The organism is Pirellulimonas nuda (assembly GCF_007750855.1).
GTDB classification, from domain to species: Bacteria; Planctomycetota; Planctomycetia; order Pirellulales; family Lacipirellulaceae; genus Pirellulimonas; species Pirellulimonas nuda.
In genome coordinates this window covers 1,286,074-1,311,478 of sequence record NZ_CP036291.1, presented here as the reverse complement: position 1 = coordinate 1,311,478, position 25,405 = coordinate 1,286,074, and the positions used below count along the sequence as shown (strand labels likewise).

The 25,405-nt window shown below is 67.9% G+C and carries 22 protein-coding genes; 8 read left to right on the top strand and 14 right to left on the bottom strand.

What is annotated here, in order from left to right; translation table 11 throughout:
- Positions 1 to 188 precede the first annotated feature (188 nt).
- Complete coding sequence (locus Pla175_RS05575) at positions 189 to 1,325, top strand: YncE family protein (RefSeq protein WP_145281932.1); 1,137 nt, start codon at positions 189 to 191, stop codon at positions 1,323 to 1,325.
- On the opposite strand, the gene Pla175_RS05570 is transcribed toward Pla175_RS05575, so the two are convergent.
- Together Pla175_RS05570 and thiC are read right to left on the bottom strand one after the other, a co-directional pair.
- Positions 1,270 to 2,937: a glutamine--tRNA ligase/YqeY domain fusion protein gene (locus Pla175_RS05570; protein ID WP_145281930.1), complete on the bottom strand. Its 1,668-nt coding sequence runs from the start codon at positions 2,935 to 2,937 to the stop codon at positions 1,270 to 1,272. The two genes, Pla175_RS05575 and Pla175_RS05570, sit on opposite strands and share 56 nt — an antisense overlap.
- Before the next feature lie 242 nt (positions 2,938 to 3,179).
- The gene (thiC, locus tag Pla175_RS05565; protein ID WP_145281928.1) at positions 3,180 to 4,523 is read right to left on the bottom strand and encodes a phosphomethylpyrimidine synthase ThiC; all 1,344 of its coding nucleotides are present in this window, start codon (positions 4,521 to 4,523) and stop codon (positions 3,180 to 3,182) included.
- A 253-nt stretch (positions 4,524 to 4,776) separates the two neighbouring features.
- On the opposite strand from thiC, the gene Pla175_RS05560 reads away from it, so the two are divergent.
- Positions 4,777 to 5,538, top strand: a complete 762-nt coding sequence (locus Pla175_RS05560) for a hypothetical protein (protein ID WP_145281926.1) — start codon at positions 4,777 to 4,779, stop codon at positions 5,536 to 5,538.
- Here Pla175_RS05560 and Pla175_RS05555 read toward each other — a convergent pair.
- The 4 genes from Pla175_RS05555 to thpR form a co-directional block, all read right to left on the bottom strand.
- Entirely contained in the window at positions 5,513 to 6,547 is a 1,035-nt protein-coding gene (locus tag Pla175_RS05555; RefSeq protein ID WP_145281924.1) for an esterase/lipase family protein, read from the bottom strand. The genes Pla175_RS05560 and Pla175_RS05555 overlap by 26 nt on opposite strands.
- 57 nt (positions 6,548 to 6,604) lie before the next feature.
- Entirely contained in the window at positions 6,605 to 8,089 is a 1,485-nt protein-coding gene (locus Pla175_RS05550; RefSeq protein WP_197527287.1) for a S1C family serine protease, read from the bottom strand.
- 13 nt (positions 8,090 to 8,102) lie between these two features.
- Positions 8,103 to 9,176 carry a recombinase RecA gene (recA, locus tag Pla175_RS05545; RefSeq protein ID WP_145281920.1) on the bottom strand — a complete coding sequence of 358 codons (1,074 nt, stop codon included), beginning with the start codon at positions 9,174 to 9,176 and terminating at the stop codon, positions 8,103 to 8,105.
- Positions 9,177 to 9,587: 411 nt separating this feature from the next.
- A complete protein-coding gene (gene thpR / locus Pla175_RS05540; protein WP_197527286.1) occupies positions 9,588 to 10,163 on the bottom strand; it encodes an RNA 2',3'-cyclic phosphodiesterase in 576 nt (191 codons plus the stop codon).
- A gap of 430 nt (positions 10,164 to 10,593) precedes the next feature.
- On the opposite strand from thpR, the gene Pla175_RS05535 reads away from it, so the two are divergent.
- Positions 10,594 to 11,628 (top strand): hypothetical protein, encoded by a 1,035-nt coding sequence (locus Pla175_RS05535; RefSeq protein ID WP_145281916.1) that lies wholly within the window; start codon positions 10,594 to 10,596, stop codon positions 11,626 to 11,628.
- A gap of 144 nt (positions 11,629 to 11,772) precedes the next feature.
- Here the strand turns inward: Pla175_RS05535 and Pla175_RS05530 are convergent, their stop codons facing one another.
- Together Pla175_RS05530 and Pla175_RS05525 are read right to left on the bottom strand one after the other, a co-directional pair.
- Positions 11,773 to 13,392 (bottom strand): sulfatase family protein, encoded by a 1,620-nt coding sequence (locus Pla175_RS05530; protein WP_145281914.1) that lies wholly within the window; start codon positions 13,390 to 13,392, stop codon positions 11,773 to 11,775.
- A gap of 44 nt (positions 13,393 to 13,436) precedes the next feature.
- The gene (locus Pla175_RS05525; RefSeq protein WP_197527285.1) at positions 13,437 to 15,266 is read right to left on the bottom strand and encodes a PDZ domain-containing protein; all 1,830 of its coding nucleotides are present in this window, start codon (positions 15,264 to 15,266) and stop codon (positions 13,437 to 13,439) included.
- A 351-nt stretch (positions 15,267 to 15,617) separates the two neighbouring features.
- On the opposite strand from Pla175_RS05525, the gene Pla175_RS05520 reads away from it, so the two are divergent.
- The 4 genes from Pla175_RS05520 (at position 15,618) to coaD (ending at position 19,141) form a co-directional block, all read left to right on the top strand.
- Positions 15,618 to 16,853, top strand: coding sequence for a serine/threonine-protein kinase (locus tag Pla175_RS05520; protein WP_145281910.1), 1,236 nt, complete (start codon positions 15,618 to 15,620; stop codon positions 16,851 to 16,853).
- Between the two features lie 131 nt (positions 16,854 to 16,984).
- The gene (locus Pla175_RS05515) at positions 16,985 to 17,272 is read left to right on the top strand and encodes a hypothetical protein (protein ID WP_145281908.1); all 288 of its coding nucleotides are present in this window, start codon (positions 16,985 to 16,987) and stop codon (positions 17,270 to 17,272) included.
- Between the two features lie 51 nt (positions 17,273 to 17,323).
- On the top strand, positions 17,324 to 18,511 hold the full coding sequence (locus Pla175_RS05510) for an aminotransferase class V-fold PLP-dependent enzyme (RefSeq protein WP_145281906.1): 1,188 nt from the start codon (positions 17,324 to 17,326) through the stop codon (positions 18,509 to 18,511).
- 141 nt (positions 18,512 to 18,652) lie between these two features.
- Positions 18,653 to 19,141, top strand: coding sequence for a pantetheine-phosphate adenylyltransferase (gene coaD, locus Pla175_RS05505; protein WP_145281904.1), 489 nt, complete (start codon positions 18,653 to 18,655; stop codon positions 19,139 to 19,141).
- Positions 19,142 to 19,161: 20 nt separating this feature from the next.
- Here the strand turns inward: coaD and Pla175_RS05500 are convergent, their stop codons facing one another.
- The 5 genes from Pla175_RS05500 to Pla175_RS05485 form a co-directional block, all read right to left on the bottom strand.
- On the bottom strand, positions 19,162 to 20,406 hold the full coding sequence (locus Pla175_RS05500; protein WP_145281902.1) for a hypothetical protein: 1,245 nt from the start codon (positions 20,404 to 20,406) through the stop codon (positions 19,162 to 19,164).
- Positions 20,407 to 20,504: 98 nt separating this feature from the next.
- Complete coding sequence (locus Pla175_RS05495; RefSeq protein WP_197527284.1) at positions 20,505 to 21,425, bottom strand: S1 family peptidase; 921 nt, start codon at positions 21,423 to 21,425, stop codon at positions 20,505 to 20,507.
- Between the two features lie 166 nt (positions 21,426 to 21,591).
- Positions 21,592 to 21,738 carry a hypothetical protein gene (locus Pla175_RS25810; protein WP_197527283.1) on the bottom strand — a complete coding sequence of 49 codons (147 nt, stop codon included), beginning with the start codon at positions 21,736 to 21,738 and terminating at the stop codon, positions 21,592 to 21,594.
- A gap of 72 nt (positions 21,739 to 21,810) precedes the next feature.
- Positions 21,811 to 22,092, bottom strand: coding sequence for a hypothetical protein (locus tag Pla175_RS05490; RefSeq protein ID WP_145281898.1), 282 nt, complete (start codon positions 22,090 to 22,092; stop codon positions 21,811 to 21,813).
- Positions 22,093 to 22,383: 291 nt separating this feature from the next.
- Complete coding sequence (locus tag Pla175_RS05485; RefSeq protein ID WP_145281896.1) at positions 22,384 to 23,403, bottom strand: acyl-CoA desaturase; 1,020 nt, start codon at positions 23,401 to 23,403, stop codon at positions 22,384 to 22,386.
- Positions 23,404 to 23,604: 201 nt separating this feature from the next.
- On the opposite strand from Pla175_RS05485, the gene Pla175_RS05480 reads away from it, so the two are divergent.
- Positions 23,605 to 24,852, top strand: a complete 1,248-nt coding sequence (locus tag Pla175_RS05480) for a hypothetical protein (RefSeq protein WP_145281894.1) — start codon at positions 23,605 to 23,607, stop codon at positions 24,850 to 24,852.
- On the opposite strand, the gene Pla175_RS05475 is transcribed toward Pla175_RS05480, so the two are convergent.
- Positions 24,842 to 25,348, bottom strand: a complete 507-nt coding sequence (locus Pla175_RS05475; RefSeq protein ID WP_197527282.1) for a DinB family protein — start codon at positions 25,346 to 25,348, stop codon at positions 24,842 to 24,844. The genes Pla175_RS05480 and Pla175_RS05475 overlap by 11 nt on opposite strands.
- Positions 25,349 to 25,405 lie beyond the last annotated feature (57 nt).

Here is a 25,405-nt window from a genome sequence, read left to right as displayed (position 1 = left end):
GTCGAACCGAAATCGGCTCCCCCGCGTCCTGCCATTTTGCTGCCCCCGCTCCCCCGCCCGTGAGGGCCGGCGGCGACAACCATCGAATTTCCCGCCCCGGCGGGCCATGGTAGGATCGGGCTATCCAGCGTGCCCAGCGGTCCTGCTTGGCGGCGCGATTCGGTGATCCCCAGGGAAGAGCGAACCAGATGGCGACAGAGTTTAGACGTCGGTCGATCAGCGGCATCGGGGTGCTGCTAGCGATTTTCACGTTCACACAGAAGAGCGTGGGGCTAGACGCCACCGGCGACTGGCGACTGATCGATCGGGTGCAGCTTCCTCCAGGAGTAGAACCGTTTGGCACACGTGTGGCCGTGCATTCTGGCGGGCTGCTTGCGTCGGGCTTCTACACTTCGCCTTACTCGACGAGGGTTTTCCATACGACCGTCGGCTCCCTCTCTCCACCGGTTGAGCTCCTGCCCACCAGTCCACCCGAAAGAAGTTTCTTCTGGTACCCCGCGATCTCCGCGGACCGTATCCTGATTGGCGACGACGAGGAAGGGAGCCCCACTCCCGGGGCGGCGTACCTATTCGATCGCGCAACCAACGCGCCGATCGCGAAACTGACCGCGCCAGACGGAGTCATCGGCCGCGATTTCTGGTTCGGGCAAGACGTGGCGCTTACTCCGGATTATGCCGTGGTCCAGGCGATCGCATTCCAGAACCCGGGCGTCTACCTCTTCGATGCTGCGGACGGCGGCTTTGTGAGAAAAATCGACGCCCCTGATGGCGTTCAATCGATTGATGCTAACCAGGATTTCGTGTTGACTGGCGGCGCCGCTACAGACAAGGCGCAGCTCTACGACATCGCGACGGGAGAGTTGCTTGCTGAATTCGAGAACCCCAACCCCATCCCGCTATCGCCGCAATTCGGCTCGGAAGTCGCTTTGGGAGACGGTTTTGCGGCGATCTTGGCGCCGCTTCCCCAAGGCGGCGGATCCGTGTCCGTCTTTCGTCTCGATACCCACGAGTTGGTTTATACGTTAGCTATGGGCTCAAGCACCGCGGGCTCGATGGACGCCGATGGGCGTTTTTTGATCGTGAACGGAACGATCTACGACCTGCCCACCGGGCGTATCGAAGCGACGCTACCCTACTCGACCGCAGTCGCAATTCAGGGGAACTTGGCCATGATCGGCGTTAGCGTCTACCAGCGTGTGCCCGAACCCTGCGGGCTGGTTGGCGTATTGCTGGCGCTGACCGCCACCATGTCGGCCGCGGGCCCGCGGCTCAGCCGCGGCCCTGCTCTTTCCCCCACGCATCCCGCAGCGTCACCGTGCGGTTAAACACCGGATGGCCAGGCTTCGAGTCGATCGGGTCGGTGTAGAAGTACCCCAGCCGCTCAAACTGGAACCGCTCGCCCCCCTGCTCCTTTGCCAGCGACGGCTCTACCTTGGCGGTGAGCGTCTCTAGCGACTCCGGGTTCAGGTTGTCGAGGAACGTCTTCCCCTCCGGGGCGGCGTCGGGGTTCTCGACCTTGAACAGGTGGTCGTACAGCCGCACCTGGGCGTCGAGCGCCAGCGGGGCGCTGACCCAGTGGATCGTTCCTTTCACCTTGCGGCTGTGGTCGGGGTCGAACGTGCAGCGCAGCTCCGTCACTTCCCCCGACTTGTCCTTCACCACCTCGTCGCAGGTGATAATGCCCGCGCCGCGTAGCCGCACGTCGCCCCCCGGCTTGAGGCGGAAGAACTTCTTGGGCGCCTCCTCCATGAAGTCGTCCTGCTCGATGTACAGCTCGCGCGTCAGGGTGACGGCGCGCTCGCCCAGCTCGGGCTTCTGCGGGTGGTTGGGGAGCGTGCAGTCGATCGTCTCGGTTTCGCCCAGGTTCGTCAGCACGACCTTCAGCGGCCGCAGCACCGCCATCCGGCGGGGGGCGGTATCGTTCAGGTGCTCGCGGACCGCGTCTTCCAGCCACAGCATCTCAATCGTGCTGTCTTGCCGGGCGACGCCGATCCGCTCGCAGAACGCGCGGATCGAATCCGGCGTATAGCCGCGGCGGCGCAGGCCGCGGATGGTGGGCATGCGGGGGTCGTCCCAGCCGGCGACGTGCTTCTCTTGCACAAGCTGCAGCAGCTTGCGCTTGCTCATCACCGTGTAGGTGAGGTTGAGCCGGGCGAACTCGATCTGCCGCGGGTGGTGGATCCCCAGCTCTTTGCAGAACCAGTCGTACAGCGGGCGGTGGTTCTCGAACTCCAGCGTGCAGATGGAGTAGGTGATCCCCTCGATGGAGTCGCTCTGACCGTGCGTGTAGTCGTACGACGGGTAGATGCTCCACGTGTCGCCCGTGCGGTGGTGGTGGGCGTGCTTGATGCGGTACATCACCGGGTCGCGCAGGTTGACGTTGGGGCTGGCCATGTCGATCTTGGCCCGCAGCGTGCGGGCGCCGTCCGGGAACTCGCCCGCCTTCATCCGCGCCAGCAGGTCGAGGTTCTCCTTCACCGTGCGGCCGCGGAACGGGCTGTCGCGGCCCGGCTCGGTGAGGGTGCCGCGGTAGGCGCGCATCTGTTCGCCATCGAGGTCGCAAACATACGCCTTTCCGGCCTCGACCAGCTTCACCGCCCAGGCGTAGAGCTGATCGAAGTAGTCGCTGGCGAAGAACAGCCGGTCCTGCCAGTCGGCGCCGAGCCAGCGCACGTCGTCCTGGATCGAGTCGACGTACTCCTGCTCTTCCTTGGCGGGGTTCGTGTCGTCGAACCGCAGGTTGAACTTGCCCTGGTACTCGCGGGCCAGCCCCGAGTTGAGGCAGATGGCCTTGGCGTGGCCGATGTGCAGGTAGCCGTTGGGCTCCGGCGGGAAGCGCGTGTGGACACGCCTGTCGAACCGCCCGGCGGCGCGGTCGGCGTCGATGGCTTGCTGGATGAAATTACGCGAGGCGGGCTTTTCGGTGGGCTCTGGCATAGGGAACGAATATCCCCCATCCCGATCAAACCGACAAGGCGAGCCGCCGACGCAGCAGAGATGGGAAGCCAATCCCTCTCGCAGAGGCGCGGAGGCGCAGAGAAAAAACGACCACTGACCAAGCCCGAATGACCAAACCGCGCAAGCGATCGCAAGTTGGTCATTCAGGCTTGGTCATTGGTCATTCATGCCGTCCCTCTGCGTCTCCGCGTCTCTGCGAGAGGTTTTCAGGCGCCGTCCCGCTAGCCCTTCTCCACACCCAACTCCACCAACTGCCCCGCGTCGGCCATCTTGCGGATGTCCTGGGTGATCTTCATCGAGCAGTACTTGGGCCCGCACATGCTGCAGAAGTGGGCGCTCTTGAAGGTCTCTTGGGGCAGCGTCTGGTCGTGGTAGGCGCGGGCCGTTTCGGGGTCGAGCGACAGGCGGAACTGCTCGTTCCAGTCGAACTCGAAGCGGGCCTTGCTCAGCGCGTCGTCGCGGTCGCGGGCGCCGGGACGGCCACGGGCCACGTCGGCCGCGTGGGCGGCGATCTTGTAGGCCACCATCCCCTGCTTCACGTCTTCACGCTCGGGGAGCCCCAGGTGCTCTTTGGGCGTCACGTAGCACAGCATCGCCGCCCCGTGCCAGCCGGCCAGCGCCGCGCCGATGGCGCTGGTGATGTGGTCGTAGCCCGGCGCGATGTCCGTGACCAGCGGGCCCAGCACGTAGAACGGGGCGCCGTCGCACACCTCTTGCTGGCGCTCCATGTTCATCTGGATCTGGTTCATCGGGACGTGCCCAGGGCCCTCGACCATCACCTGCGTGCCGCGGGCGCGGCCGCGCATGGTGAGCTCGCCCAGCACGTCCAGCTCCGCAAACTGCGCCTCATCGCTGGCGTCCGCCACGCTGCCGGGGCGGAGTCCGTCTCCCAGGCTCCAGGTGACGTCGTACTGCCGCATGATGTCGCACAGGTCGTCAAACGCCTCGTACAGCGGGTTCTGCTTGCGGTGGGTCATCATCCACTTGGCGATCAGCGACCCGCCGCGGCTGACGATGCCCGTGACCCGGCCGGTGGTCAGGTGCAGGTGGTCGTACAGCAGCCCGCAGTGGATGGTCATGTAGTCGACCCCCTGCTTGGCCTGGTGCTCGACCATGTCCAGGAAGTGCTGCGGGCGCATGTCCTCGATGTCGCCGCCGAGCTCTTCGAGCATCTGGTAGATGGGCACGGTGCCGATCGGCACGGGCGAGGCGCCGATGATCGCCTCGCGGATGCCGTCGATGTTCTTGCCGGTGGAGAGGTCCATCACCGTGTCGGCGCCGAAGTGGACCGCGGTGTGCAGCTTCTCCAGTTCCTCGTCGATGTCGCTGGTGACGGCCGAGTTGCCGATGTTGGCGTTCACCTTGCACTTGGCTGCCAGGCCGATCGCCATCGGCTCCAGCCGGCCGGCCAGGTGCACCCGGTTGGCGGGGATCACCATCCGGCCGCTGGCTACGGCGTCGCGCACCACGTCGGCAGAGACGCCCTCGCGCTCGGCGACGTAGGTCATCTCGGGGGTCGTTTCGCCGGCGCGGGCGAGCTCTAGCTGCGTGACGGGGGTGGGCATCGGCGGGGGCGTCCTTCTAGATCCGAGCGGCGGCGGCCTGCGGCAACACGCCGGGGTCGTCGTGGGGTGTTAAGAGTCGCACCATTGTAGCGGGCCAGCGGGGGTCAGCAACGCTGGCCGACCGCCCCAATCCGCGCCACCCGACCTAGCCGCCTCGCCGGGCGGCCAAACAATTGGGCAATACCCCGCGTTGAAGTAGGATGCAGTAATGAGCCGGCCGCGGTTGGCCAACGCATTTCACCCTGGCGATTCCTTGCGCAAACTGCCCACCAGAGCACTGCTGCTAGCCCTCGTGGCCCTGGCGGCCCCACAACGCTCGGAGTGCCAGGCGGCCCCGCTGGCCGTGCTGATCGATCAGTCGACCGGCCGGACCTACCTCGAGAACTTCCAGGCCACCCCGGTCTTCTTTTCCGGCTACACCATCGAATCGAACGCGGCGACGTTCAGCCCCGTCGGCTGGACCCCCATCTCCGGCAACTACGACGCCGCGGGAAACGGATCGGTCGACGCGCTCGGCCACTGGATCGTGCTCTCTGCGCCCTCGAGCAGCATGGACCTGTCCGAAGGGGTGGTGTCGGGAACCGGCGGCACGCTGGCGCCGGGACAGGTGGTGTCGCTCGGGGCGACCTGGACCGGGGGAAGCACCGCCGTCACGGCGGAGTACCTGGTCGGGTCCTCAACGCTGATCGCGAATGTCGCCTTCCGTTTGAACCCGGCCGACTACAACCGCGACCTGGTGGTAGACACCAACGACTACAACCTGTTCCGCGCCACGTTCGGACAGACCATCGACCTACGCGCAGACGGCAACGGCGACGGCATGGTGAACGCGGCCGACTTCACCGTGTGGCGCGACCGGTACACCCCGCTGCCTGTCATCCTGGCGCCGGGGTTCGGCGCCGCGGTGCCCGAACCCTCTGGTTACGCGCTGGCGGCGTGCGGCCTCGCCCTGTGGTGCGGCCTGCGGATAACGAGCCGTGGCCGAGCGCTCACGAGCCCAGCCGTTCGCAGATAATGCGACGCACGTCGCAGGCCGCGGCGTCGTCGCCATCGGCCGACACGCTAAGGTGACCGAACGGCAGCACCAGCGTGTCAGGGACGCCTTCTAGGCGCCCACGCTCTACGGACACGATCCCGTCGCCGCGTCCATCCACGAGTTCGTCGAGGTCGATGAGCACCGACTCGACCGCCCGGATCTGTGCGGCCTGGTCGTCGGAAACCGCCAAACGGGCCGCCCTGGCCGTGCCGATAAGCCAGTTCATCTGGTCGTCGCGCAGCGATGCGGCGTTGCCCAGCAGCAGCGTGTAGTCCACCTTGGTGTTGCGGCTGCGGGCGTTGAGCTGCTTGAGGAACGGAGATTCTGGGCAGAGATCGCCGCCGGCTTCTCCCAGACCGTCGACAAACGAGTCGTGCATGCGCGTCCAGCAGTCTCCTTCGTTACGCGAAACCCAGTGCTCCCAAACATCGGTGGCGACCGCGATCCGCGCGAGCTGGGCGCCGTGCGTAGGGGGCGCCACCATGATCAGCCGGTCGACGTTCCCGGGATCGAGCTCCGGCGTCTCCAGGCAGGCCCGCGCCACCAAGCCCCCCATCGAGTGGGTCACCAAGGCCAGGCGCCGCTGCGGGAACGCCGCGGCGAACGCCTTCAGCTCTGCCGAGAGCAGCGCCGCGGAAGGAGACAGTGGCTGATCGTTCGGGTAGCTGAAACCGCCGCACGGGTAGCCGCGGCAGCGGGCATCGCCGAGCAGCGCCGCGTTACGCGGCGCCGACGAGTTAAAGCCGTGGATCAACACGACCAGCGGCAACGAGGGGTCGGCCGACTCCCAGCCGGGCTCGAGCCGCAGGCCGTAACGCTGCAGGTCTGCCTCTCTCACCAGCCGGCGTCGCAGCCACCCCCCGCGCACCGCCGGGGGCCGTGAGAAGCCGACGTCGACGCCACACTCCGCGGCGCGGGAACCCGTCGCCGCGGCCAACATCAGCGCTGCAACGGCCGCGGTTCGGTTTAGGTAGCCAGCCAGTCTCATGTTGAATGTTACGCACGGGGGCACGGCGTAAGCAAACAAGAGCTAGAGCCAGCGGGCTTAGAAAGTCCGCAAACCGCCCGCTTCGGGGGGCTGCACCTGCTGCGTAAACCGCAGCTTTACCGACGCGTCAGCGGCGGCCGTGGCGGCCGCAAACTCTGCCGGGGTCGAGACGCGCGTCTCGCCGACATGCGAGACGAACATCCCGGGCCGCACCCCCGCCTCCCACGAACCGCTCTCGGGGTCGACATCCGAAACCAGCACGCAGCCCTCTGGATCGATCAGCCCCATCTGCGTCGCCTGGTTGAGCTCCTCGGCGGCCAGCGCCGTTGCGTAGTCGACGCGGATGCCGCGCCAGGCCGGCGGGCGGTTGGTCACCACCACGCGGCCCTGCACCGTCGCCTTGCCGAGGGCGACCACGGTCTGCTTCCGCGTGCTGTTGCGGAAGAACTCAACCGGCGCCTGGGCGCCGGGGCCGAGCCCCTGGACCACCAACTGCAGCCGGTCGGGGGAATCGATCCGCTCGCCGGCGACCTCAACAATCACGTCTCCCGGGATCAACCCGGCCGCCGCGGCCGGGCTTCCGGGGAAGGTGCGATCCACCGCCACGCCCGCCTCGCCCGCCGCGGTGGCGGACGTACTTAGTGCGTTGAACTGGATGCCCAGCAACCCGTACTCGGCCTCGCGGCCCTCGAGCAGCGCCTCCAGCACCCGCCGGATCGGCGGGCTGAGCGGGATCGCGTAGCCGGCCGCCGACTCGTGCCCGGCGCTCACCGCGGCGCTGGTGATGATCCCCACCAGCTCGCCGTCGAGGTTCACCAACGCGCCGCCGCTCGACCCGTAGCCGATCCGCGCGTCGGTCTGGATCAGCGTGCCGAAGTGGTGCAGCGTCGAGCGGAAGCCCCCCTGGGCGTCGGCCGCGTCGTTGAGGTTGATGTCGGCGCCCAGCTTGGCCGCCAAATTGGTGACCATCCCCAGGCTGGCCGACGGCTGGCCGTCGCTCTCGATCGCCTGGGGGTTGCTGACCACCAGCACCGACTGGCCTTTGCGGACGTCTTCGGCCCGGCCGAGCGGGATGGGCGTGAGCCCGGCGACCGCGCCCTCGGCTTCCCCAACATCGAGCACGGCGAGCCCGCTGCGTGGGTCGGCCGCCAGCAGACGGGCGTCGAACCGATCGCCCGCGGTATTGGTGACCGCAACGCGCCCTCCGGTGCCCACCAGGTACTGCGTCAGCACCTTGCCGGGCGCCACGACCACGCCGGCGCCGACGACGGTCGGCTCTGGCTCGGAGGGGCGGGCGATAGCGCCGAACGGGTCGACGTTGATCACGATATCGGGGTTGCGGGCCGCAACCGCCGCGGCGCCGGCGTCCGCCGGGTACTGCGACACGGCCACGACCGACGGCTCGACCCGCTCGATCAGCGCCGCCATGGCCGCATCGCGGCGTTTCAGCTCTGCAAGCCCATCGGCCGGGGCGTCCGCCGGCGCTTGGGCCCATACAGGCGCAGCCGGCAGCAGCACCGCCGCCAGCAGCAAAGACGCCAAGCAGGCCGCTCGGCTACTCCTGGTCCGATCCAGAGGCATCCTCGTCCCCCTCGGAGTCGCCGCCGGCAGCCATCGGGCCGACCGACAGCAGGTCGTCCAGGCCGCCGGCCGCGAGGATCTTGTTCTTGATGTCTTCTGCGACATCCGGGCTTTCCTTGAGGAACAATCGGGCCTTTTCTTTCCCCTGGCCGAGCTGCATCTCACCGAAGCGGAACCAGGCGCCGGTGCGGCTGACTACCTTCTGCTCGATGCCCAGGTCGATCAGGTCTCCTTCATAACTAATGCCATCTTTGTGCATCATGTCAAACTCGGCTACCCGGAATGGGGGGGCGACCTTGTTTTTCACGATCTTGGCCCGCACCCGCTGGCCCACCACTTCTTCGCCGTCCTTCAGCGAGCCGATCTTGCGGATATCGATCCGGCACGAGGCGTAGAACTTGAGCGCCCGCCCGCCGGGGGTGGTTTCGGGGCTGCCGAACATCACCCCTACCTTCTCGCGGATCTGGTTGATGAAGATCACGGACGTCTTGCTCTTGGCGATGGCGCCGGTGAGCTTACGCATCGACTGGCTCATCAGCCGGGCCTGCAGGCCGACGTGCGAGTCGCCGATCTCGCCGTCCAGCTCCCGCTTGGGGACCAACGCAGCAACCGAGTCGACCACGATCACGTCGACCGCGTTGCTCTTGATCAGCATCTCGGTGATGTGCATCGCCTCTTCGCCGTGCCCCGGCTGGCTGACCAGCAGGGTCTCGAGGTCGACCCCCAGCTTCTTGGCCCAACTGGGGTCCAACGCGTGCTCGGCGTCGATAAACGCCGCGATTCCGCCTGTTCTCTGGGCTTGGGCGATCACGTGCAGCGCGAGCGTGGTCTTGCCGCTCGACTCGGGGCCGAACACCTCGATCACCCGGCCCCGCGGGATCCCCTGCCCACCCAGGGCGATGTCGACCGACAGGCTGCCGGTCGGGATCCCCTCGATCCGCCGGTCGGCGCCGGCGCCCAGCGGCATGATGGCGCCCTCGCCAAACTGCTTCTCGATGGCCGCCACGGTGTGCCGCAGGTCGTCGCTCGTCTCCAGGATGCGACCCATCGCGGTGGTCTTTGTGTCGTTTCTTTTTGCCGCCCCTTTGGCGGTGGACTTCTTGTCGCTGCCCTTCTGGGCCGCCCCCTTATCCGATGCCCCCTTATCAGATGCTGAAGAGGCCTTGTCTCGCTTTGCCATACGTCCGTTCGCCCCTGCTTTGGCGGTCTGTGCTGCGGCTACCATGTGAGGCCCCTTTTATGCGTGAGGGATAGAGAAGTTGCAAGCTGGCTGCCCGACGGGAGCGCGGCAGATACTGTACGCACGAATACTATATCGGTGTACAGTAGTGGGTGCAAGAGGTTTTTTGAAAGCTTTCGGCTTTTGGCTGTCAGCGGTCAGCGATCAGCTTTCAGCTTGTTTGGGAGGTGAATCCCGTTTTGGCTGACGGCTGATAGCTGAGGGCTGAAAGGCGGCGGCTCAGCCGCCGAGCGGGCAGGTCGCCATCACGCGGTAGCCGGGGCCTTCGCGACGGAGGCGGCTGGCGTAGACGGTCAGGGCGTCGGCGGGGGTCGCGCCCGCATCGAAGCTGTCGAGCGCCGCGATCCCGTCGACCAGGTCGCCTGCCTGCTTGGAGGCGATGCGGTCGATGCGGCCGATCGTCAGGTGGGGGCGGTAGCGCCGCTGATCGGTGCGGAAGCCCAGTTCTGCCAGCCGGGGTCGCAGCGAGTCGTGCAGCGCCGTGAGCTCCTGGGCCCCCTCGGCCACCCCCAACCAAAGGGCCCGGGGCCGGTCGAGGTCTGGGAACGCACCCGCGCCGCGGACACGCACCGAGAACGGCGGCGCCTGCCGGGCCGCCTCGGCCGCGACATTGCAGACGTCTACCAGGTCGGCGTCGGTGATCTCGCCCAGGAAGTGGAGCGTGAAGTGCAGGTTCTCCGGCTCGACCCAACGGACCGCGTCCGACAGCCCCCGCAGCCGATTGATGGCCCCAACAGCGGCGGCGCGAACCGCGTCGTTGACGGTCAAGGCGATAAAGGTGCGGGTGCGTGGCATAGCAGCGGGGCTGGGGGGACGCGCAAGCGATGTGTGTGCGGCGGATGGCAGCGCGGTAGTATGCCACGAATGGCCGGCTGCGTCCTGTGGCTCGCGGACTCTTCCCATGCGCTATTCGCTCCGCAAGAAGACGCTCTTCGGCCACGCCGCGGCGAAGTACGGCGGGGGACGGTCGAGGCGACGGCTTGAAGACGCTGGCGGAAGTCCCAAGGCTTGCGCTAAACAATTCACGCGCGAACGACCGACGCGACAGCGTTACAACTCCTTAAACTTCAACCGAATTTGCTTGACGCGTACCGGAAGTCGAGATTAGCATCCTGCACAGATGCCCGCCGGGATGGTCCGATGGGTCGCTCCTCTGGTGCGGCGCTGCGGTCCTTCTTACTCTTCTCTTGCGACCGCGGCCGCTCTTTCTGAAAAGGTTGCGCTAATGGTCAGTTGCATGGGTCGGACGCTCTCTGGGGCGTCCGCCACGCGCGGGTTGGTTACCCGCGGCCTGTGTGTAGCGGCGACTCTCTTCTTCTTGCCCCCGGCCGCCCGGGCCTACTTGGGGAGCTTCACGTCTCAGGACGGCTACGCGCTGCCCTACAGCAATGTGGCGCGTGACGTCACCTACTACAACGCCGGCGCCTACGGCGCCAACGCGGGTGGGGGATCGGGGCCGACAGACATCGCGGCCGACTCCGGGCTCTGGAGTCTCGTCAGCCCGGTGGGGGCGTACTTCTCCAAGCCGGCGGACCGCACAACCTACCTATCGTCGGGAACCCCTTACGCGGCGAGCGATCCGAACGCCGTGGGGGTCTACCTGATCGGGAACCACTTTCCCGGGCGCACGGGGGACCAGGCCAACCTGGCTTTCCTGAACACGCTCGCCTCGGGCACGGGGCCGGCCGTCTACGAGTACGCGCTCGATTCGTTCGACTTCGGCGGCGTCAGCCCCGCCAGCGTTACGTCGGGGACCCTCGACATCCAGTTCTACTTCTGCCCCAACCCGGGTGACGCCCCCGACCCCAGCGGCGCCAATGGCGACAAGTTCACCCTGTCGTTTCAGGACAGCGCAAGCAGCATCGGCTTCGAATGGGGCTACCTCCGCGACAACTCGGTGGTGTGGCGCACCAGCCCCTCCAACCCCTGGAACGCCACGGCGTTCGTCGCGGATCAGACCAACTGGGACGGCCTTAAGATCGGGCTCGACCTGACCAACGACACCTTCGCGATGGACTACTTCGACGTCTCCGCCAGCACTTGGACAAACTTTGTGCCGGCAGGAACGCCGCTGGGCCAGGCGATGACGAACCTCACCGGTCTCCGCTGGCAGTTGGAAGACAACATCATCGTTGGCAACTACGCCGGCAAGAACTTCTTCGACGACTTCAGCTTCGGGGCCCCGGTCCCCGAGCCGGCCGGGGCGACGCTGGCCGCGCTGGCGGCGTTGGGCGTGTTCGCCTGCGCGCGCCGCAAGTAGCGCCGCAAGGCAACAACAGCGCCGCGGGGCGTCCGGCAAGGGGCGGGACGCCCTGCGGCTTGTTGACTTACACACGCTTATTGAAGCGGAGAGCGCCCCGACTACGCGGGTACGCAATAAGAGGCGCCGTTTAAGCAGCGCCGTTCAATCAGATCCGTCGCCCGTGAACGGCGGGTGCTCGTACACGACTTTGCCCGGCGCCACGCGCGGGTCGCCGGTGCGGCGCAGCTCGTCCATCAGCCGCGTTCGCAACTCGGCAACCACGCCGGCGTGCCGCGGGTCTGCCGAAACGTTGTTTACTTGATCCGGGTCGCTGTTTAACACATACAACTCTTCGCGCGGCCGCTTACCGAACGCCAGGTTGTAGTCACGCGCCCACTCGGGGTTGTCGCGTTGTGAAACCAGCCAGGCCTTGGTGGGGCTGGCGTCCATGTCGGCGTAGATCGCGCGGGTGTCGTCTAGCACCCGCTGCTCGCTGGGGGGGTCGTCCGACATCGGCGAGCCCATCGGCCAGCGGTCCGGCTCAAAGTTGATGATGAACAGGTGGTCGCGGGTGCGGATGGCCCGCTGGGGGTAGGGAAGGTTGCCGGGCCGGGCCGATTCAACGTGGCGTTCGCGACCGGTGACCACCCAGGTGCGCTCGGGGTCGACCTGCCCCGACTTGTCGGAACGCAAGACCGGCATCAGCGACCGGCCCGTCATCACGCCGGGCGGGGTCTCGCCGGCCGCGTCGAGGAAGGTCGGCGCCAGATCGACCAGGGTCACCAGGTCGTCGACAACGCGTCCCCCCGGCACGCCAGGGCCGCTCACGATCAACGGCACGGCGACGCCGAAGTCGTACAGGTTGCACTTGCCGCGGGGGAACCCGGGGGCGCCGTGATCGCCGCTGATCGCTAGCAGCGTGTTCTCGGTTTCGCCGCGTCGCGCCAGCTCCTCCTGCAGCACCCCCACCGCGGCGTCGAAGGCCATCGCTTCGCCCAGGTAGTCTGCGAAGTCCTCGCGGACCACCGGCACGTCGGGCAGGAACGCCGGCAGCTTGCCCTTGAGCTCTTCGGGGTCGAGCCCCCACAAAGCCTTGCCAGAGCCTTGCACCCACTTCCGATGGACGTTCGTCGGGCCGAACCAATAACAGAAGGGCTGCCCGGGCTCGCGGGCGTCGAGCATCGCGGCGAAGTTGGCGCGCACTTGGTCCAGCAGCCGGGCCTTGGCCGCGTCGAGCGTGACGCCTTGCTTCACGAGTTTCGAGGCCTGTTGCGAGAAGCTGTTGAACGCGCCGCCGGCCGACTCGAAGGCGTGCTTGTCTTCGCCGTACGGTGCGTCCTTCGGCGTTCCAGGGCCCCACACCTTATACGACTTGCCGATGTGGTAACCGGCGTCGTGCAGCAACAGCGGGTACGACGGGATGGCCGGGTCCCACACCGCGCCGCGCAGGATGGCGCCGCGGCCGGTCCGCCAGAAGTACTGCCCGCTCAGCAGCGAGCTGCGGCACGGCGTGCACGAGGGGGCATTAACAAACGCGTTGCGGAACAATACCCCTTCGCGGGCCGCGCGATCGATGTTCGGCGTGCGCACGACGTCACTGGCGCGGCCCGGGCCGTCTAGTTGTGCATAAATGCTGGCGTACCGACCCCAGTCGTCGGCGAAGGCGAACAACAGGTTCGGCCGGTCCGCCGCGGCCCCGTAGCTCGGGGCGGCGACGGTCCAAACCGCGAGCACCGCTACCAAACTCCGCCAAACGATCGCCACCGATCGAGTCGCCTTCATTACTTACTACCATCGAGAATAGAGGTGACGAGCAGACCCCTATCTTAGCCGCCCGCCCCCCCGGCGCCACCAGCTCCGCCTGAGCCCGCTCCGCCCGCGCCCCCCGCGGCCCCTGCTCCTCCGGCGGCCCCTGCGCCCCCGGCTCCATTCGATCCGCCGGCGGCCCCTGCTCCACCGGTTCCGCTCGCTCCGCCGGCGGCTCCGGCGGCGCCTTGCTGCTGAGCGCCATTGGGCTGGTTGCCGCCCTGTTGCCCGGCGTTCTGATTACCGGCGCCTTGTTGGCCGATCGCTTGCTGCCCCTGCTGTCGCATCGCGGCGCCTTGCTGCGCCTGCTGGGCAGCGGCACCCTGCACCCCTTGGCCACCCTGTCCGCCGCGGAGTTGTTGCATCTGTTGCTGGTACTGCTCAAAGCGGCGCTGCTGGGCAGCCTGCTGCGGCGAAGCCACGCCGCGGTTGCCCCCCGCTTGTTGTTGCTGCATGTGCTGCTGCGCGGCGCGCTGCGTGCGGTAGGCCCGGTACCGGTCCATGCGTTGCAGCTCGTCTTGTTGCTGGGAAGACAGACGCTGACCGTCGCGCGTTAGTTCGTTGTAGCGGTCCTGCATCTGCGGGGGCAGGAAGTTCTCGCCACGGCTGCGCTGCAGGTCGTCCGCCACAGAAGAAAACTGCTGAGGGTCGTCGACGAGCGGGCCCCCCTGTTCGCGGAGCCGCCCCAGCTCTTGCTGCTCGTCCGCGCTCAGCCGGCCCTGCATCGCGCGCTCTTCTAGCTCGTCCTGCCGTGAGTAGTCTGGCACGGAGTCGGCCGTCCCTTGTTGATTCCTGGCCATCCCCTGCAGGCGGCGGTACTCGTGCATCTGGGCGTCGGAGAGCCTTCCCCCTGCGTCGATGCGGCGACGGAACTCGCTGAGTTGGTTCTGCTGCTGCTCGTTCAGCTCAGGGCCGGTGTCGGCTTCGAGCTGGCCATTGGCTTCTAGCTGCGTCAGTTCTTGCAGCCGGCGCGTTTGCTGGTCGTCCAACGTTTGGCCGTTCCGCTGGGCTTGGCGGAGGTTAGCGAGCTCGTTGCGGCGCTGCTCGCCGACAGGCGGCTGTGAACCGCTTTGTAGGCCACCGCCCCCGAGGCCCGCCTGGTTCCCCGCGCCGTTGAAGTTCACTCCCGCCCCATAGCCGGCCGACGGGACAACCAACACGCCGCCATCGCCGACAGCCCCTCCGCCAGCGACCCCGCCACCCGCGGTGTATCCGGGCTGCCCCGGCGCCGTGGCGCCCGGCATGGGCCCCGCCGCGCCGCCCGCCGCGGGGGCGGTCGCTTGCCCGCCCTGTGCTGCGCCTTGCGGCTGGGCGCCCTGAGCTTGAACGCCCTGAGCCTGGGCCGGATCTGGCGTTTCTTCGCCGCGGGCGGCGATCTGCAGGTTTAGCTGTTCGTCGTTGCGTTCGACGGTGATCGGGATGGTGTCGCCTTCTTTCTTCTCAAGCACCACGGTCTTGGCGGCCTCGATGAACTCTTCGAACGGGGCGCTCTTCACGCCGTAGAACTCGACCACGCGGTCCCCCTTGCGGATGCCGGCGTTCCAAGCGGGGCTCAGCGGCTCGATCTTGGCCACCCACGCGCCCCCCTCGTCTGAGTGCATGATCCGCATGCCCAGCAGGTGCGAGGCGGTTTCCTCCTCAGAATCGGAAGGGTTCTCCGCGGGCTGCTCGTCCGCGTCCGCGTCCGCGTCCTCGTTTTCGGCCGACGGCGCGTCGGCCGCGGGGGCGTCGTCTTGGGGCGCCGCGGCGGCTGAACCACCGATAAGCATCGCAGCGAGCGCTGCAGACGCGAGCCAGAGGGACCGCGGGGCGTGGCATGGGCCGTTTGGCGTCCGAAGTGCGATGCTCATTGCTGTCTTCCTGGAGAAGTAGGGTGCTAGAGGGATGGCCGAGCTCGTTGGAGCAGAGCGCTCGGTCGACAAGATGTGTGCGTCGGAACGGTGAAGCGAATCGCGTGCCGATGGCCCAGTGGGGCTCAATCCGGCGCCGGCTGGCTGGCGGGCTGTCCGCCGCCTGGCGCCCGCCGGGCGACGGGCGAGCAGCCTGGGCGCCTCGCGTCCAGTTGGGTGGCGGCGAACCTTGCGCGACCAGGGGGCTTCGGTTTCTTGACGGGCCAGGTTCGGGGCCCTAGAACCGGCGAGCCAGGCAGCGGTCGGGCGGTCCGCGGCTTGGGTCTCTCTCCCCTCTGCTTCGAGAAAGTCATGGCTACCGTCTACCAAGTGGGCGATCGCGTGGGCCCCTACCGGCTGACCGGGGTCCTGGGCGAGGGGGGCGCCGGCCAGGTCTTCCGCGCGCAGTGGGCGCCCACCGACCAACAGCGCGCCGACGGGCCGGCGGACCACCCGCCCGAGGCGGCGGTCAAGCTGCTGCTGCCGTCGCACGCGGACAGCGAGGAGCTGTTCCGCCGGTTCGTCCGTGAGATCGGTCTCGCGCAGCAGATCGATCACCCCAACCTGATGCGGCACCTCGACTCGGGGATCGCCGACGGCACGCTCTACTACGCGATGGAGGTCGTTCCGCACGGCACCATGCGACAGGTGCTCCGGCAACGGGGGGTGCTGTCGTGGCGCGACGCCGTGGAGGGCGCCATGCACGTGGCCGACGCGCTCAGCGCCCTGCACCAAGCGGGCGTGGTGCACCGCGACCTGAAGCCCGAGAACATCTTCCTATCGGAGTCTGGGTTGTTGAAGCTGGGCGACTTCGGTCTGGCGTTCACCGACCAGGGGAGCCAGATCACGCTCGGCGGGCAGACCGTCGGCTCGGTCCGCTACATGGCGCCGGAGCAGGTGCGTGGGCAGCGCGACCTGGACGGCCGCTGCGACCTCTACGCGTTGGGCTGCGTGCTGTTCGAGATGCTCACCGGCCGCCCGCCGTTTGTTTCTACCGAGCCGATGCGGGCCTTCATGCAGCACGTCGAAGAGGCGCCCCCACGGGTGCGGACGCTGGCGCCGGGGGCGCCGCGATCGCTCGACGCGCTGGTCGATTGCTTGCTGAGCAAGGACAAGCACGACCGGCCACCCAGCGCCGAGGCGCTCGGCCGGGCGCTCGCTGCGCTGCTCGATTCCGAGGCGGGCGAGGTCCCCTCCCTCGATGCCTACCTGAGCGGTGCGACGCCCGCCATCGAGCCGCTGCCCGTGGGTGACGCAGAAGAAGAGGACTCCCTCTACGGTTCAAGCACGCCCGCAAGCGGCCTGCTAGCCGCGGACGAGGCGGCGGAACTGGCGCCGGAAGAACCGGCCGACGCGCCGCGGCCGACCGACCTTGCCCACCGCTTGAGCGTCGGGCCGCCCGCCGCGGCGCCGGCGTCCAACGGGAAGCTGCTAGCGCTGCTCGCAGCCGTAGCGGTTGTAGCGATTGGGATCACGATCGCCTCGCAAGGCATCGGGGGCCCCGACGACCCGCCGGCGCCCCCTGCGGCGGGGGCAGTAGCGCCTTAGCGCCCAGCGGCGTGTCCTGCCCGCCCACGGCGGTTTCTCTGTGCCTGCGACGCATCGAATCGACTTTCGGCAGCCCTCACGCCATAATGGACGCCGAACGTACTGCCCCCGATTTGAGAAGGAAGAGAACCATGCGAATCGCTCTGCTCGCGGCCGCCGCCGTCTTCGCCACGGCGGGCCTGTCCCAGGCCCAGTGGGTTACCACGTACCGCCCCGTGGTCGTCGCGCCGTCGGTCTGGGCGCCCGCCCCTGCCGTGTGGGCCCCCGCGCCGGTCACGGTAACAGCATTCAGCCCGGTGGTTGCGGCGCCGGTAGTGGTGGCCCCCCCCGTGGTGGCGCCCAGGGCGGTCTACCGGACCCGCTACCGCCCTTTCCGGCCCTTCGCCGGGCCGGTGACGCGCGTCCGCTACGGCTGGTAGTTGTCTGATTGATTTTGAACCACCCGCGGTCTGCAGCAACGCCGGCCGCGGGTGTTTGTGATTGACTGGGGCTGGCGGATGCTAGAAGTCGACAACGCGACGCTTGAATCGACCCGCGCTGCGCTACGCGCGCAAATGCCCATCACCGAGCGCTGGGCGTACTTCGACCACGCCGCGGTGGCGCCCCTGCCGCGCCCGACGATGCAGGCCATTCAAGAGTGGACCACCCAGGCCGGCGAGCAGGGAGACACCGCCTGGCCGGCGTGGGCCAAACAGGCAGAAGCAACACGCCGCGACGCGGCCGCGTTGATCGGCGCCGATCCCGGTGAGATCGCCCTGGTCGCCAACACCACCGCGGGCATCAACCTGGTGGCCGAGGGGATCGACTGGCGCGAGGGCGACAACCTCGTGCTGCCGGCCGACGAGTACCCGTCCAACCAGTACCCGTGGCTCAACCAAGCGTGGCGCGGCGTCGAGGTGCGAACGCTGCCGACCGACCGCGGCCGGGTCGACCTGTCGGCCCTGCGCGACGCGTGCGACGCACGCACGCGTATCGTCTCGATGAGTTGGGTGCAGTTCTCGGCGGGCTACCGGCACGACATCGACGCCGCGGTGGAGATCGCGCACGCGGCCGGCGCGTGGTTCTTCCTCGACGCGATCCAGGGACTCGGGGTCTTCCCGCTAGACGTGCGCAGCACGCCGGTCGATTTCCTGGCGGCCGACGGCCACAAATGGATGCTGGGCCCCGAGGGCGCCGGGATGGCGTACATCCGCCGCGACCGGCTTGAGCAGCTCCGCCCGGTGGGCGTGGGCGCCCACAGCGTGAAGCACGCCCACGACTACACGCGGATCGACATGGACCTCCGCGACACGGCCGCCCGCTACGAAGGGGGCTCGATGAACATGCCGGGCATGCTGGGCTTCGGCGCCAGCCTGGCGCTGCTGCGGTCGCTCCCGGCCGGCGCCGCCGCGGCCTGCGTGCTGGACATCACCGACTACGCGGTAGAGCGGTTGCAATCGTCCGGCGCCCAGATCGTCTCGCACCGGACGCCGGAGGACGGGCGCGACCCGCGCTCGGGCATCGTCTCGTTCGAACTGCCGGGCCGCGACCCGATGGAGTTCCGCAGCGGGTGCCTCGAGGCCGGGGTCGTGCTCAGTTGCCGCGCCGGCCGGCTACGGATCGCCCCCCACGCCTACACCAACCGGGAAGACGTCGATCGGCTCATCAGCATGTTGTAGTAGTTAGGTTTTAGGTTTTAGGTCTTAGTCGTTGTGCCTTCCCTGCTAGACTCAGCTCCGGGCCCGCCCCCCTAACGCCCAACACCTAGCGCCCAACACCTAACGACTAGTACCTAACACCTAACGCCTTATCCCTCCGCCATGTCTCGCCGCGCTGTCTACACGGGCTCGTTCGACCCTATCTCGCTGGGCCACTGGAACGTGATCGAGCGCAGCAGCCGGTTGGTGGACGAGCTGATCGTCGGCGTAGGGCTGAACGTCGACAAGCAGCCGCTGTTTACCGCGGAGCAGCGGGTCGAGCTGCTCAGGCGCGTCGCCGCGAAGCTCCCCAACGTCGAGGTCCGGCAGTTCAACGGCCTAGCGGTGCGGTTCGTGCGCGAGTGCGACGCGCGGGTGATCGTCCGCGGCGTGCGCTCGCTGACCGACATGGAGACGGAGTTCACCATGACGCTCGCCAACCGCAAGCTCGACCCCGGCATCGAGACGGTGTTCTTGATGGCGGACGACGAGTTCTCTCACGTCTCTAGCTCGCTCATCAAGCAGATCACGCCGCTGGCGGACGACGAAGAGCTGGCGCGGTTCGTGCCGCGCGAGATCATCCCCGACCTACGCGCACGGCTCGGCGGCTGACGCGCTGGGATTCGACGCGATCAGGAGAACTTTTTGATCAACGCGCCGATCATGCTAGCCACGAAAATGCCGCCGAAGATCATTCCGCGGACGTTGCGCGCCCAGTACTGCGGCGACGAGCTCTGGATCGAGCCGTCTTCGTTCTCAATCATGTCGATCCGGGTGCCGCACTTGCGGCACTTGTCGCCCGCTTTGAAGGGGAGCGCGTTCTCGTGCCTGCACTTGCCGCAGATGATCACGTTGTACTCGCCCGACGTGGGGTACGTGGGAGACGCCCGCGGCGCCGGCAGCGTGGGGGGGGCGTAGGTGGGGCCACGCGGGGTGGGGAACGCCGACACATCGGGTGCTGAATCAGAATCGGCCAGGCTCGAAGCAGAGGGGCCTGCCGCGGGGGAATCAAAATGAGAAGGGATGCTGTGAGTGGGGGCGCTTACGTCGGGAGCCGGCGCGGCCGAACGTGAGGCCATCTCCGCCATCCGCTGCTCGTGCCGCGCGTCGGCCTCGGCCCGCAGCCTCTCCATCCGTTCGCGGCTCTCTCGCACCATTTGCTCGTGACGCGTCTGGAAGTCGGTGTCCATCGACGGGAAGCTGCTCGGCGCAGGGCGCGACTCCGCCACCGCCGCGGGCGGCGTCGTGCTCTGCCGAGCGATGTACGCCTGGTCGGCCGCGGAGAGCCGGTCTTCGGGGACGCGGAACTCTTTGCCGTCCATCAACAGCACCACCTTACCCCCCTCAACGCCGCCGAACCTGGCGGTGATGGTCTTGCCGTCGTTGCTGGTCCACTGCCGCGGGGGGCCGGCGTCGGCCGCCGCTTCGGGGGGGGCTTGCCCGAACGGCGCAGGCCTCGGCGACCGGGGCTGTGCTTCCTCCGAGACAGACGCCACCAGCCGCTGCTCGTCGTCCATCAGGTCGCTGAGCTTCAGCTCGATCTCTTCGCCGCGGAACTGGAGCGTCACGGTCTCCCCCTCCACCCGCAGGAAGCGGGCCCGGCGGGACTCGCCGTCGCGTGTCTCCCAGTCGCGGTACTTGTGGGCCTGCTGGTAGGCCTCGAGATACGCCTGGTCGGCCTCGCTCAGCCGGTTGATGGGCGCCTCAACGGTCTTGCCGTTGACGCTCAGGTACGCCATCGACTTCGACACACGGATCAGTTCTCCCTCGACCCGTTGGCCGCGGTCGTTGACCCATTGCCGCGCATCGGCCCGCAAGGCCCCGATGGCGGAAAACGCAAGTAACGTGATGAGCAGATGACGGCCCGCGTCTGCCACGGAAAACTCCCCGGCGTTGGAGGGGCGGAACAAACCCACGGTCCACAACGCAAGGCTAACAGACCGGTGGCCAAACCGCCAACTTATCTTGCCGCGGCTCAAACCATCAGCCGCGCGCCCTGCATCAGCACGAAGGCGAGCGCCACAATGGCCAGCAGCGTCTTCCCCTCCCCCAGCCAGTCGACCGTGGGCCCGGGCAAACCCTCGATTTCAGGGGCCTCTGCCGGCGTTTCTACCGGCGCTGGCGCTGGGAACGCCCCCGCCGCGGCAACCGCCCCTGCCGGCTCAAGGTCGGCGGGCCCGGTGGGCCCCTGCTCGGCCGCTACGGCCGGTTCTTCCGCCGCAGCGGCGGCCGCGGGCGCCGCCTGTTTGACCAATTGCGGACGCCCCTCGCCACGGGCCGCGCCGGGCGAAAGCGTCGCCAAGAACCGTTCTACGCGGGGCCCGAAGCTCCCGAGCGTGGTCCCCTGCCCCGCCCCGAACAGCACGCCGGCCAGCTCGCCCCGCTGGTTGAAGATCGGCCCGCCGGAGTCCCCCTGTCGGGCCTCGACGTCCAGCTCAACGATCTCCTGGGGGTACCCGGTCCGCGGGGAGTAGTAGCTGCGGCACTGTCCAGAGATGGCGCGGTACTCCCCCTGGCCGTAGCCGCAGATGGTCAACCGCTCGCCCGACTGCGGCGGGCGTTTGGCGATGGCGACCGGCTCGGTCGGCGGCCGCCAGATCACTAGCGCCGCGAGGTCCCACGTCTCGTCCAGCTTCAGCGCGAGGGCCTCGCTCTTGAACCCAGAGGGGAAGGTCACCTCGATCTTCCCGACGGCCCCCTCGACCACGTGCCAATTGGTGACCACCAGGGCGTACCGGTCGCGGACGTCGATCAGCGTGCCCGAGCCGAACGCCTGGCCGCCCGTCTCAACCACAGAGATCCGCGCCACCGCGGGGTGGGGCGCAGCGGCCACGGCCCCCCCGGCGGCGCTCGCCAGGGCTATCGCGGCAAGCAGGATGGCGGGGCGGCGTCTCAAACGGGTCGCGCGGCTTGGGGGTTTCGGTGTTTGCCTTGCAAGCGAGCCGGGGCGTCTCCGCCCCCGCAGGCGGCTGCGTCCGCGCCGCCACTGGGTGCGGCTGGCTCGATGGACGAAGTTCTCTCCGCTGCGCCGGGGGCGGGGACGCCCCGGCTCGCACGCGTTCTCAGGCCCGCAGACCTGTTGAGTGGATCCTCGCCTGATCGTTGGCGCGGATGCGTTCGTTCTCCAGGATCATCCTCAGCAACCTGGCGCGGAGCTGGGTGAGCGACGGCCGCAGGACGGGGGTCTCCACGGCGGGCAGGGAGAACACGTTGAGTCTTCCGGGTGGACTGATCTCGGTCGGTACGGGGGGGGCGGGTGACCACATCGAGGCGCGGGCCTCCTAGGCTGCGAGGGGGCGGCCGCCCCGGAGCTGCTCCGTGCGCGGGGGAAAGTCGCGTCCGCCGTTGTACGCCTGTTTGAGGCGTTCAAGTTCTTGGCGGAACGCTGCTTCGGCCAGTTTCGTCAGGGTCATCCGTGCTGGCGGCCCGGCCAGGTGGAATGCGGCGTTACGCGCCTCGTCCAACAGGTCGGCCGGCAGGTAGAGGGTGGCCCGCACTTTGCGGACGCACTTCTCTGGGGGGAACTCTTCAGGACGGATTGGTAGTAAATCTTGGTTGTGCATCGGCGTGGCCTCCTGAACCTCTACTCTTCTAACGCTGTAGAGAGAGATCGGTCACGCACGTCGAAAGACTGCAAACGTCAGACGTTTCCCGGAGGCGTTGACCCAGCCGGAAAGCCTTGCCCGACCGGTTGGCGGGGTGGGGCAGGCTTCACCCTCACGTACGCGGCGGCGTAGGGGGCGTTACAGAGAGAAAACGACCAAAAACCAAGCCTAAATGACCAATACGCGCAGGGTTACCGCCCTGCGCGTATTGGTCGTTTAGGCTTGGCCATTGGGGCTTACGTCGCCCGGCTATTTCGTGCGGGCTTGCTCGGCCCGCCGGACGTGCAGCGGCGGCACGATGTCCCACGCCAGGCCGACCTTCTCGAACAGCCGGATGATGTAGTAGTTGGTGTCGATCTCCCACCAACGGTGCTGCACGCTGGCGGACGACTGGTCGGCGTGGTGGTTGTTGTGCCAACCCTCGCCGCCGGTGACGATCGCCACGAACCAGTTGTTGCGGCTGTCGTCGGTGGTCTCGTGGTTGCGGTAGCCCCACAGGTGCGAGAGCGAGTTCACGCTCCAAGTGAAGTGCCACACCAGCACCACACGGGCGAACACGCCCCACACCAGCACGCTCAGCGCGATCCGCAGGGCTTCCATGCTGGCCGGCCCGTAGAAGCAGGCCGAGATTGCCCACGCCACGGCGAAGTAGATGGCCGCGTGACCCGTGAAGAACAGCAGCATCGGCATCGGCAGCTTCTCGACCCACATGTAATAGGGGTCCTGCAAGATGTCGCGTGCGTACTTCTCGTAGTTCAGGAAGTTGTGCGTGGTCTTGTTCCGCACACACAGCCAGCCGGCGTGCGCCCAGAAGAAGGTCACCAGCGGGCTGTGCGGGTCGGGCTGGTGGTCGGAGTGCTGGTGGTGCATCCGATGCCAAGCCACCCACCGCGCGGGCGTTTCTTGCGCGCTGAACAACGCCAGCGTGGCGAGCGAACGCTCGAACCACTTCGGCGACTTGAAGCTCTTGTGCGTCAGCAGCCGGTGGTAGCAGATGGGGACGCCAAGCTGCCCGTAAACGTGCATGCCGACCAAAAACGTGATGACGCCGACCCAGGAGAACAGCCACGGCACGAAGATCAAACAGGCCGCGGCGTGGATCACGACGAACGAGATCGCGTAGCCCCACTGCACGATGCTGGTGTCGACCCCCTCGGGCAGGTCCAGACGTTTTGTATCGACATGCGTCGAATTGAGCGGCGCGTCGAGTGCCTCCTCGGGCGCAACCTCAGGCGACACTTCGGGCCGCAGCGTAGTGGTTTGGCTCATGGCTACCTCGCTATCTCATCCGCCGACTTCATTGCTTACACGACCGCCTATCTTACCCGATCAGGCCAGCCCATATAGTCCACTGCGCCGAAATGCCGCGGATTGCTGCCGATTTTCGCCCGTTGGCGGGGGGCCCGGCGGAGCGTACGCTACCGGACACGGCCCTCTCCTAGCACGGATCGACCCGCCAGACGCCGCAGCATGAACCCGGTTCCAGGTTTGCCGATCGTCTGTCTCGGCTGCGGCTGCTTGTGCGACGACATCCCCCCAGCGGCGCGGTTTTCTGGCAACCAATGGCCCGCGTCGGCCATTTCCTGCGAGCTGGGCCGGGAGTGGCTCGGCCGCGAACGGCCCGCTTTTCCCCCCAGCCGGGTGGGGGGCAAGCCCGCGTCGCTGGAGCAGGCCCTGACCGCGGCCGCCGAGCTTCTTGCATCGGCCTCGTCGCCGCTGGTGTGCGGCTGGGCCGGCCAGACGCTGGAGGGACAACGCGCCGCGGTCGCCCTCGCGGACCGCCTGGGAGCGCTGGCCGACTGGACATCTGGGCCCGAGGCCTTGGCCCACCACGCCGCGTTTCAGCAGCAGGGGGCGTCGACCGCCACGCTGGGCGAGGTCCGCCGGCGTGCCGACCTGGTGGTGTACTGGGGGTGCGATCCGCGAGAAAGCCACCCGCGTCACCTGTCGCGCTTCGTACGCCCCCCCGACGACGGCGCCTCGCCACGCCGCGTTTGGTGCGTGAGTGACGACCCCGGGGCCGACTTCGCCGATGAGCGCGCGGCGCTGCTGGGGGGCGATCATCTCGCCACGCTGGCCGCGCTGCGGATGCTGATCCGCGGCGAGGCTATCGAGGCCTCCGCGCCGCTGCGACAGCTTGCATCGGCCCTGACTTCCTCCGGCTACGTCGCCGTTTTCTACAGTCACACGCTGGCCGGCGCCGGCCACGCTGGGCTGGGCGCGCTGGCGGCCCTGTGCCAGGAGCTGCACGCCCACACACGCTGCGTCGCGCTGCCGTTGGGCGCGCAGGGCAACCCCCACGGCGCCGAGAGCGTGCTCGCCTGGCAGACCGGCTACCCGGCGGCGGTTAGCTTTGCGTCGGGCGCGCCGCGCTACGCCCCCCAGCAGTACAACACCGCGGCGCTGCTGACAGGCGGGAGAGTCGACGCGGCGCTGGTGGCAGGAGACGACCTGCTGGCCCACACCACGCCACAAGCAGCCGAGGCCCTAAGGGCCGCACCCTACGTAGCGCTGGGCTACGAAGACTCCGCGACGCTACGCGCCGCTCGCGTCGCGATCGCTATCGCCGAGCCGGGCGCAGCCTGCGGCGGCACGGTGCTGCGCGTAGACGGCGTGCCGCTCGAACTCCGGCCGTTTCGCGATGACCAACTGCCAACCGCAGCCGAAGTGCTTACGGAACTGTTGGACCGGATCACACCGCCCCGGCTCACCAGCTAGCCGCTTTGCCCATCAGCCGCCTCAGCAGCACCACCTGGCCGATGTGCATCGCCTCGTGGATCGGTTGGTACTCGATGGCGGCCAGCTTGGTCTTGAACACCGGGTGGGGCTGTTCGAGCGGCTCGACGAGCTCGGCCTCGTCGTAGTCCGCGGCGGCGGCCATGCAGCGGTCGTGAACGTCGTCGAACACAAGCAGGATGTCGTCAACGGGCCAGTTGGCGGACGGATCGGGGTCGGGTGTCGACCCCCGCCCGTACTGAGCAAAGAACGCGTCGGGCATGAAATCTTGGTCGGCCTTTTCAGCGCCGCGGACGCGCTTCATCAGCAACGCGTACTCGCTGGCGGCGAGGTGCCCGATCTGCCACGCGACGTGCGTCAGCCCCTCGCCGGGGGTCCAGAACCACTGGTCGGGCGTCAGGTCGGTGAGGTAGCCCTTGAGCACTCGCCGGACCATTTCGCTCTGTTCAATCATCCGGTTGATTCGATGGTGACTCATCGACGAGGCGCTCCAAGGTGTAGTCAGGTTCATAGCTTCCTGAGGCGCGGCCAGAAA

Bases quoted from the DNA above. Each gene is read 5' to 3' on its own strand.
- Pla175_RS05575 (WP_145281932.1), top strand. From the start codon at position 189: ATGGCGACAGAGTTTAGACGTCGGTCGATCAGCGGCATCGGGGTGCTG.
- Pla175_RS05570 (WP_145281930.1), bottom strand. From the start codon at position 2,937: ATGCCAGAGCCCACCGAAAAGCCCGCCTCGCGTAATTTCATCCAGCAA.
- thiC (WP_145281928.1), bottom strand. From the start codon at position 4,523: ATGCCCACCCCCGTCACGCAGCTAGAGCTCGCCCGCGCCGGCGAAACG.
- Pla175_RS05555 (WP_145281924.1), bottom strand. From the start codon at position 6,547: ATGAGACTGGCTGGCTACCTAAACCGAACCGCGGCCGTTGCAGCGCTG.
- recA (WP_145281920.1), bottom strand. From the start codon at position 9,176: ATGGGTCGCATCCTGGAGACGAGCGACGACCTGCGGCACACCGTGGCG.
- thpR (WP_197527286.1), bottom strand. From the start codon at position 10,163: ATGCCACGCACCCGCACCTTTATCGCCTTGACCGTCAACGACGCGGTT.
- Pla175_RS05535 (WP_145281916.1), top strand. From the start codon at position 10,594: ATGGTCAGTTGCATGGGTCGGACGCTCTCTGGGGCGTCCGCCACGCGC.
- Pla175_RS05530 (WP_145281914.1), bottom strand. From the start codon at position 13,392: ATGAAGGCGACTCGATCGGTGGCGATCGTTTGGCGGAGTTTGGTAGCG.
- Pla175_RS05525 (WP_197527285.1), bottom strand. From the start codon at position 15,266: ATGAGCATCGCACTTCGGACGCCAAACGGCCCATGCCACGCCCCGCGG.
- Pla175_RS05520 (WP_145281910.1), top strand. From the start codon at position 15,618: ATGGCTACCGTCTACCAAGTGGGCGATCGCGTGGGCCCCTACCGGCTG.
- Pla175_RS05515 (WP_145281908.1), top strand. From the start codon at position 16,985: ATGCGAATCGCTCTGCTCGCGGCCGCCGCCGTCTTCGCCACGGCGGGC.
- coaD (WP_145281904.1), top strand. From the start codon at position 18,653: ATGTCTCGCCGCGCTGTCTACACGGGCTCGTTCGACCCTATCTCGCTG.
- Pla175_RS05490 (WP_145281898.1), bottom strand. From the start codon at position 22,092: ATGCACAACCAAGATTTACTACCAATCCGTCCTGAAGAGTTCCCCCCA.
- Pla175_RS05485 (WP_145281896.1), bottom strand. From the start codon at position 23,403: ATGAGCCAAACCACTACGCTGCGGCCCGAAGTGTCGCCTGAGGTTGCG.
- Pla175_RS05480 (WP_145281894.1), top strand. From the start codon at position 23,605: ATGAACCCGGTTCCAGGTTTGCCGATCGTCTGTCTCGGCTGCGGCTGC.
- Pla175_RS05475 (WP_197527282.1), bottom strand. From the start codon at position 25,348: ATGAGTCACCATCGAATCAACCGGATGATTGAACAGAGCGAAATGGTC.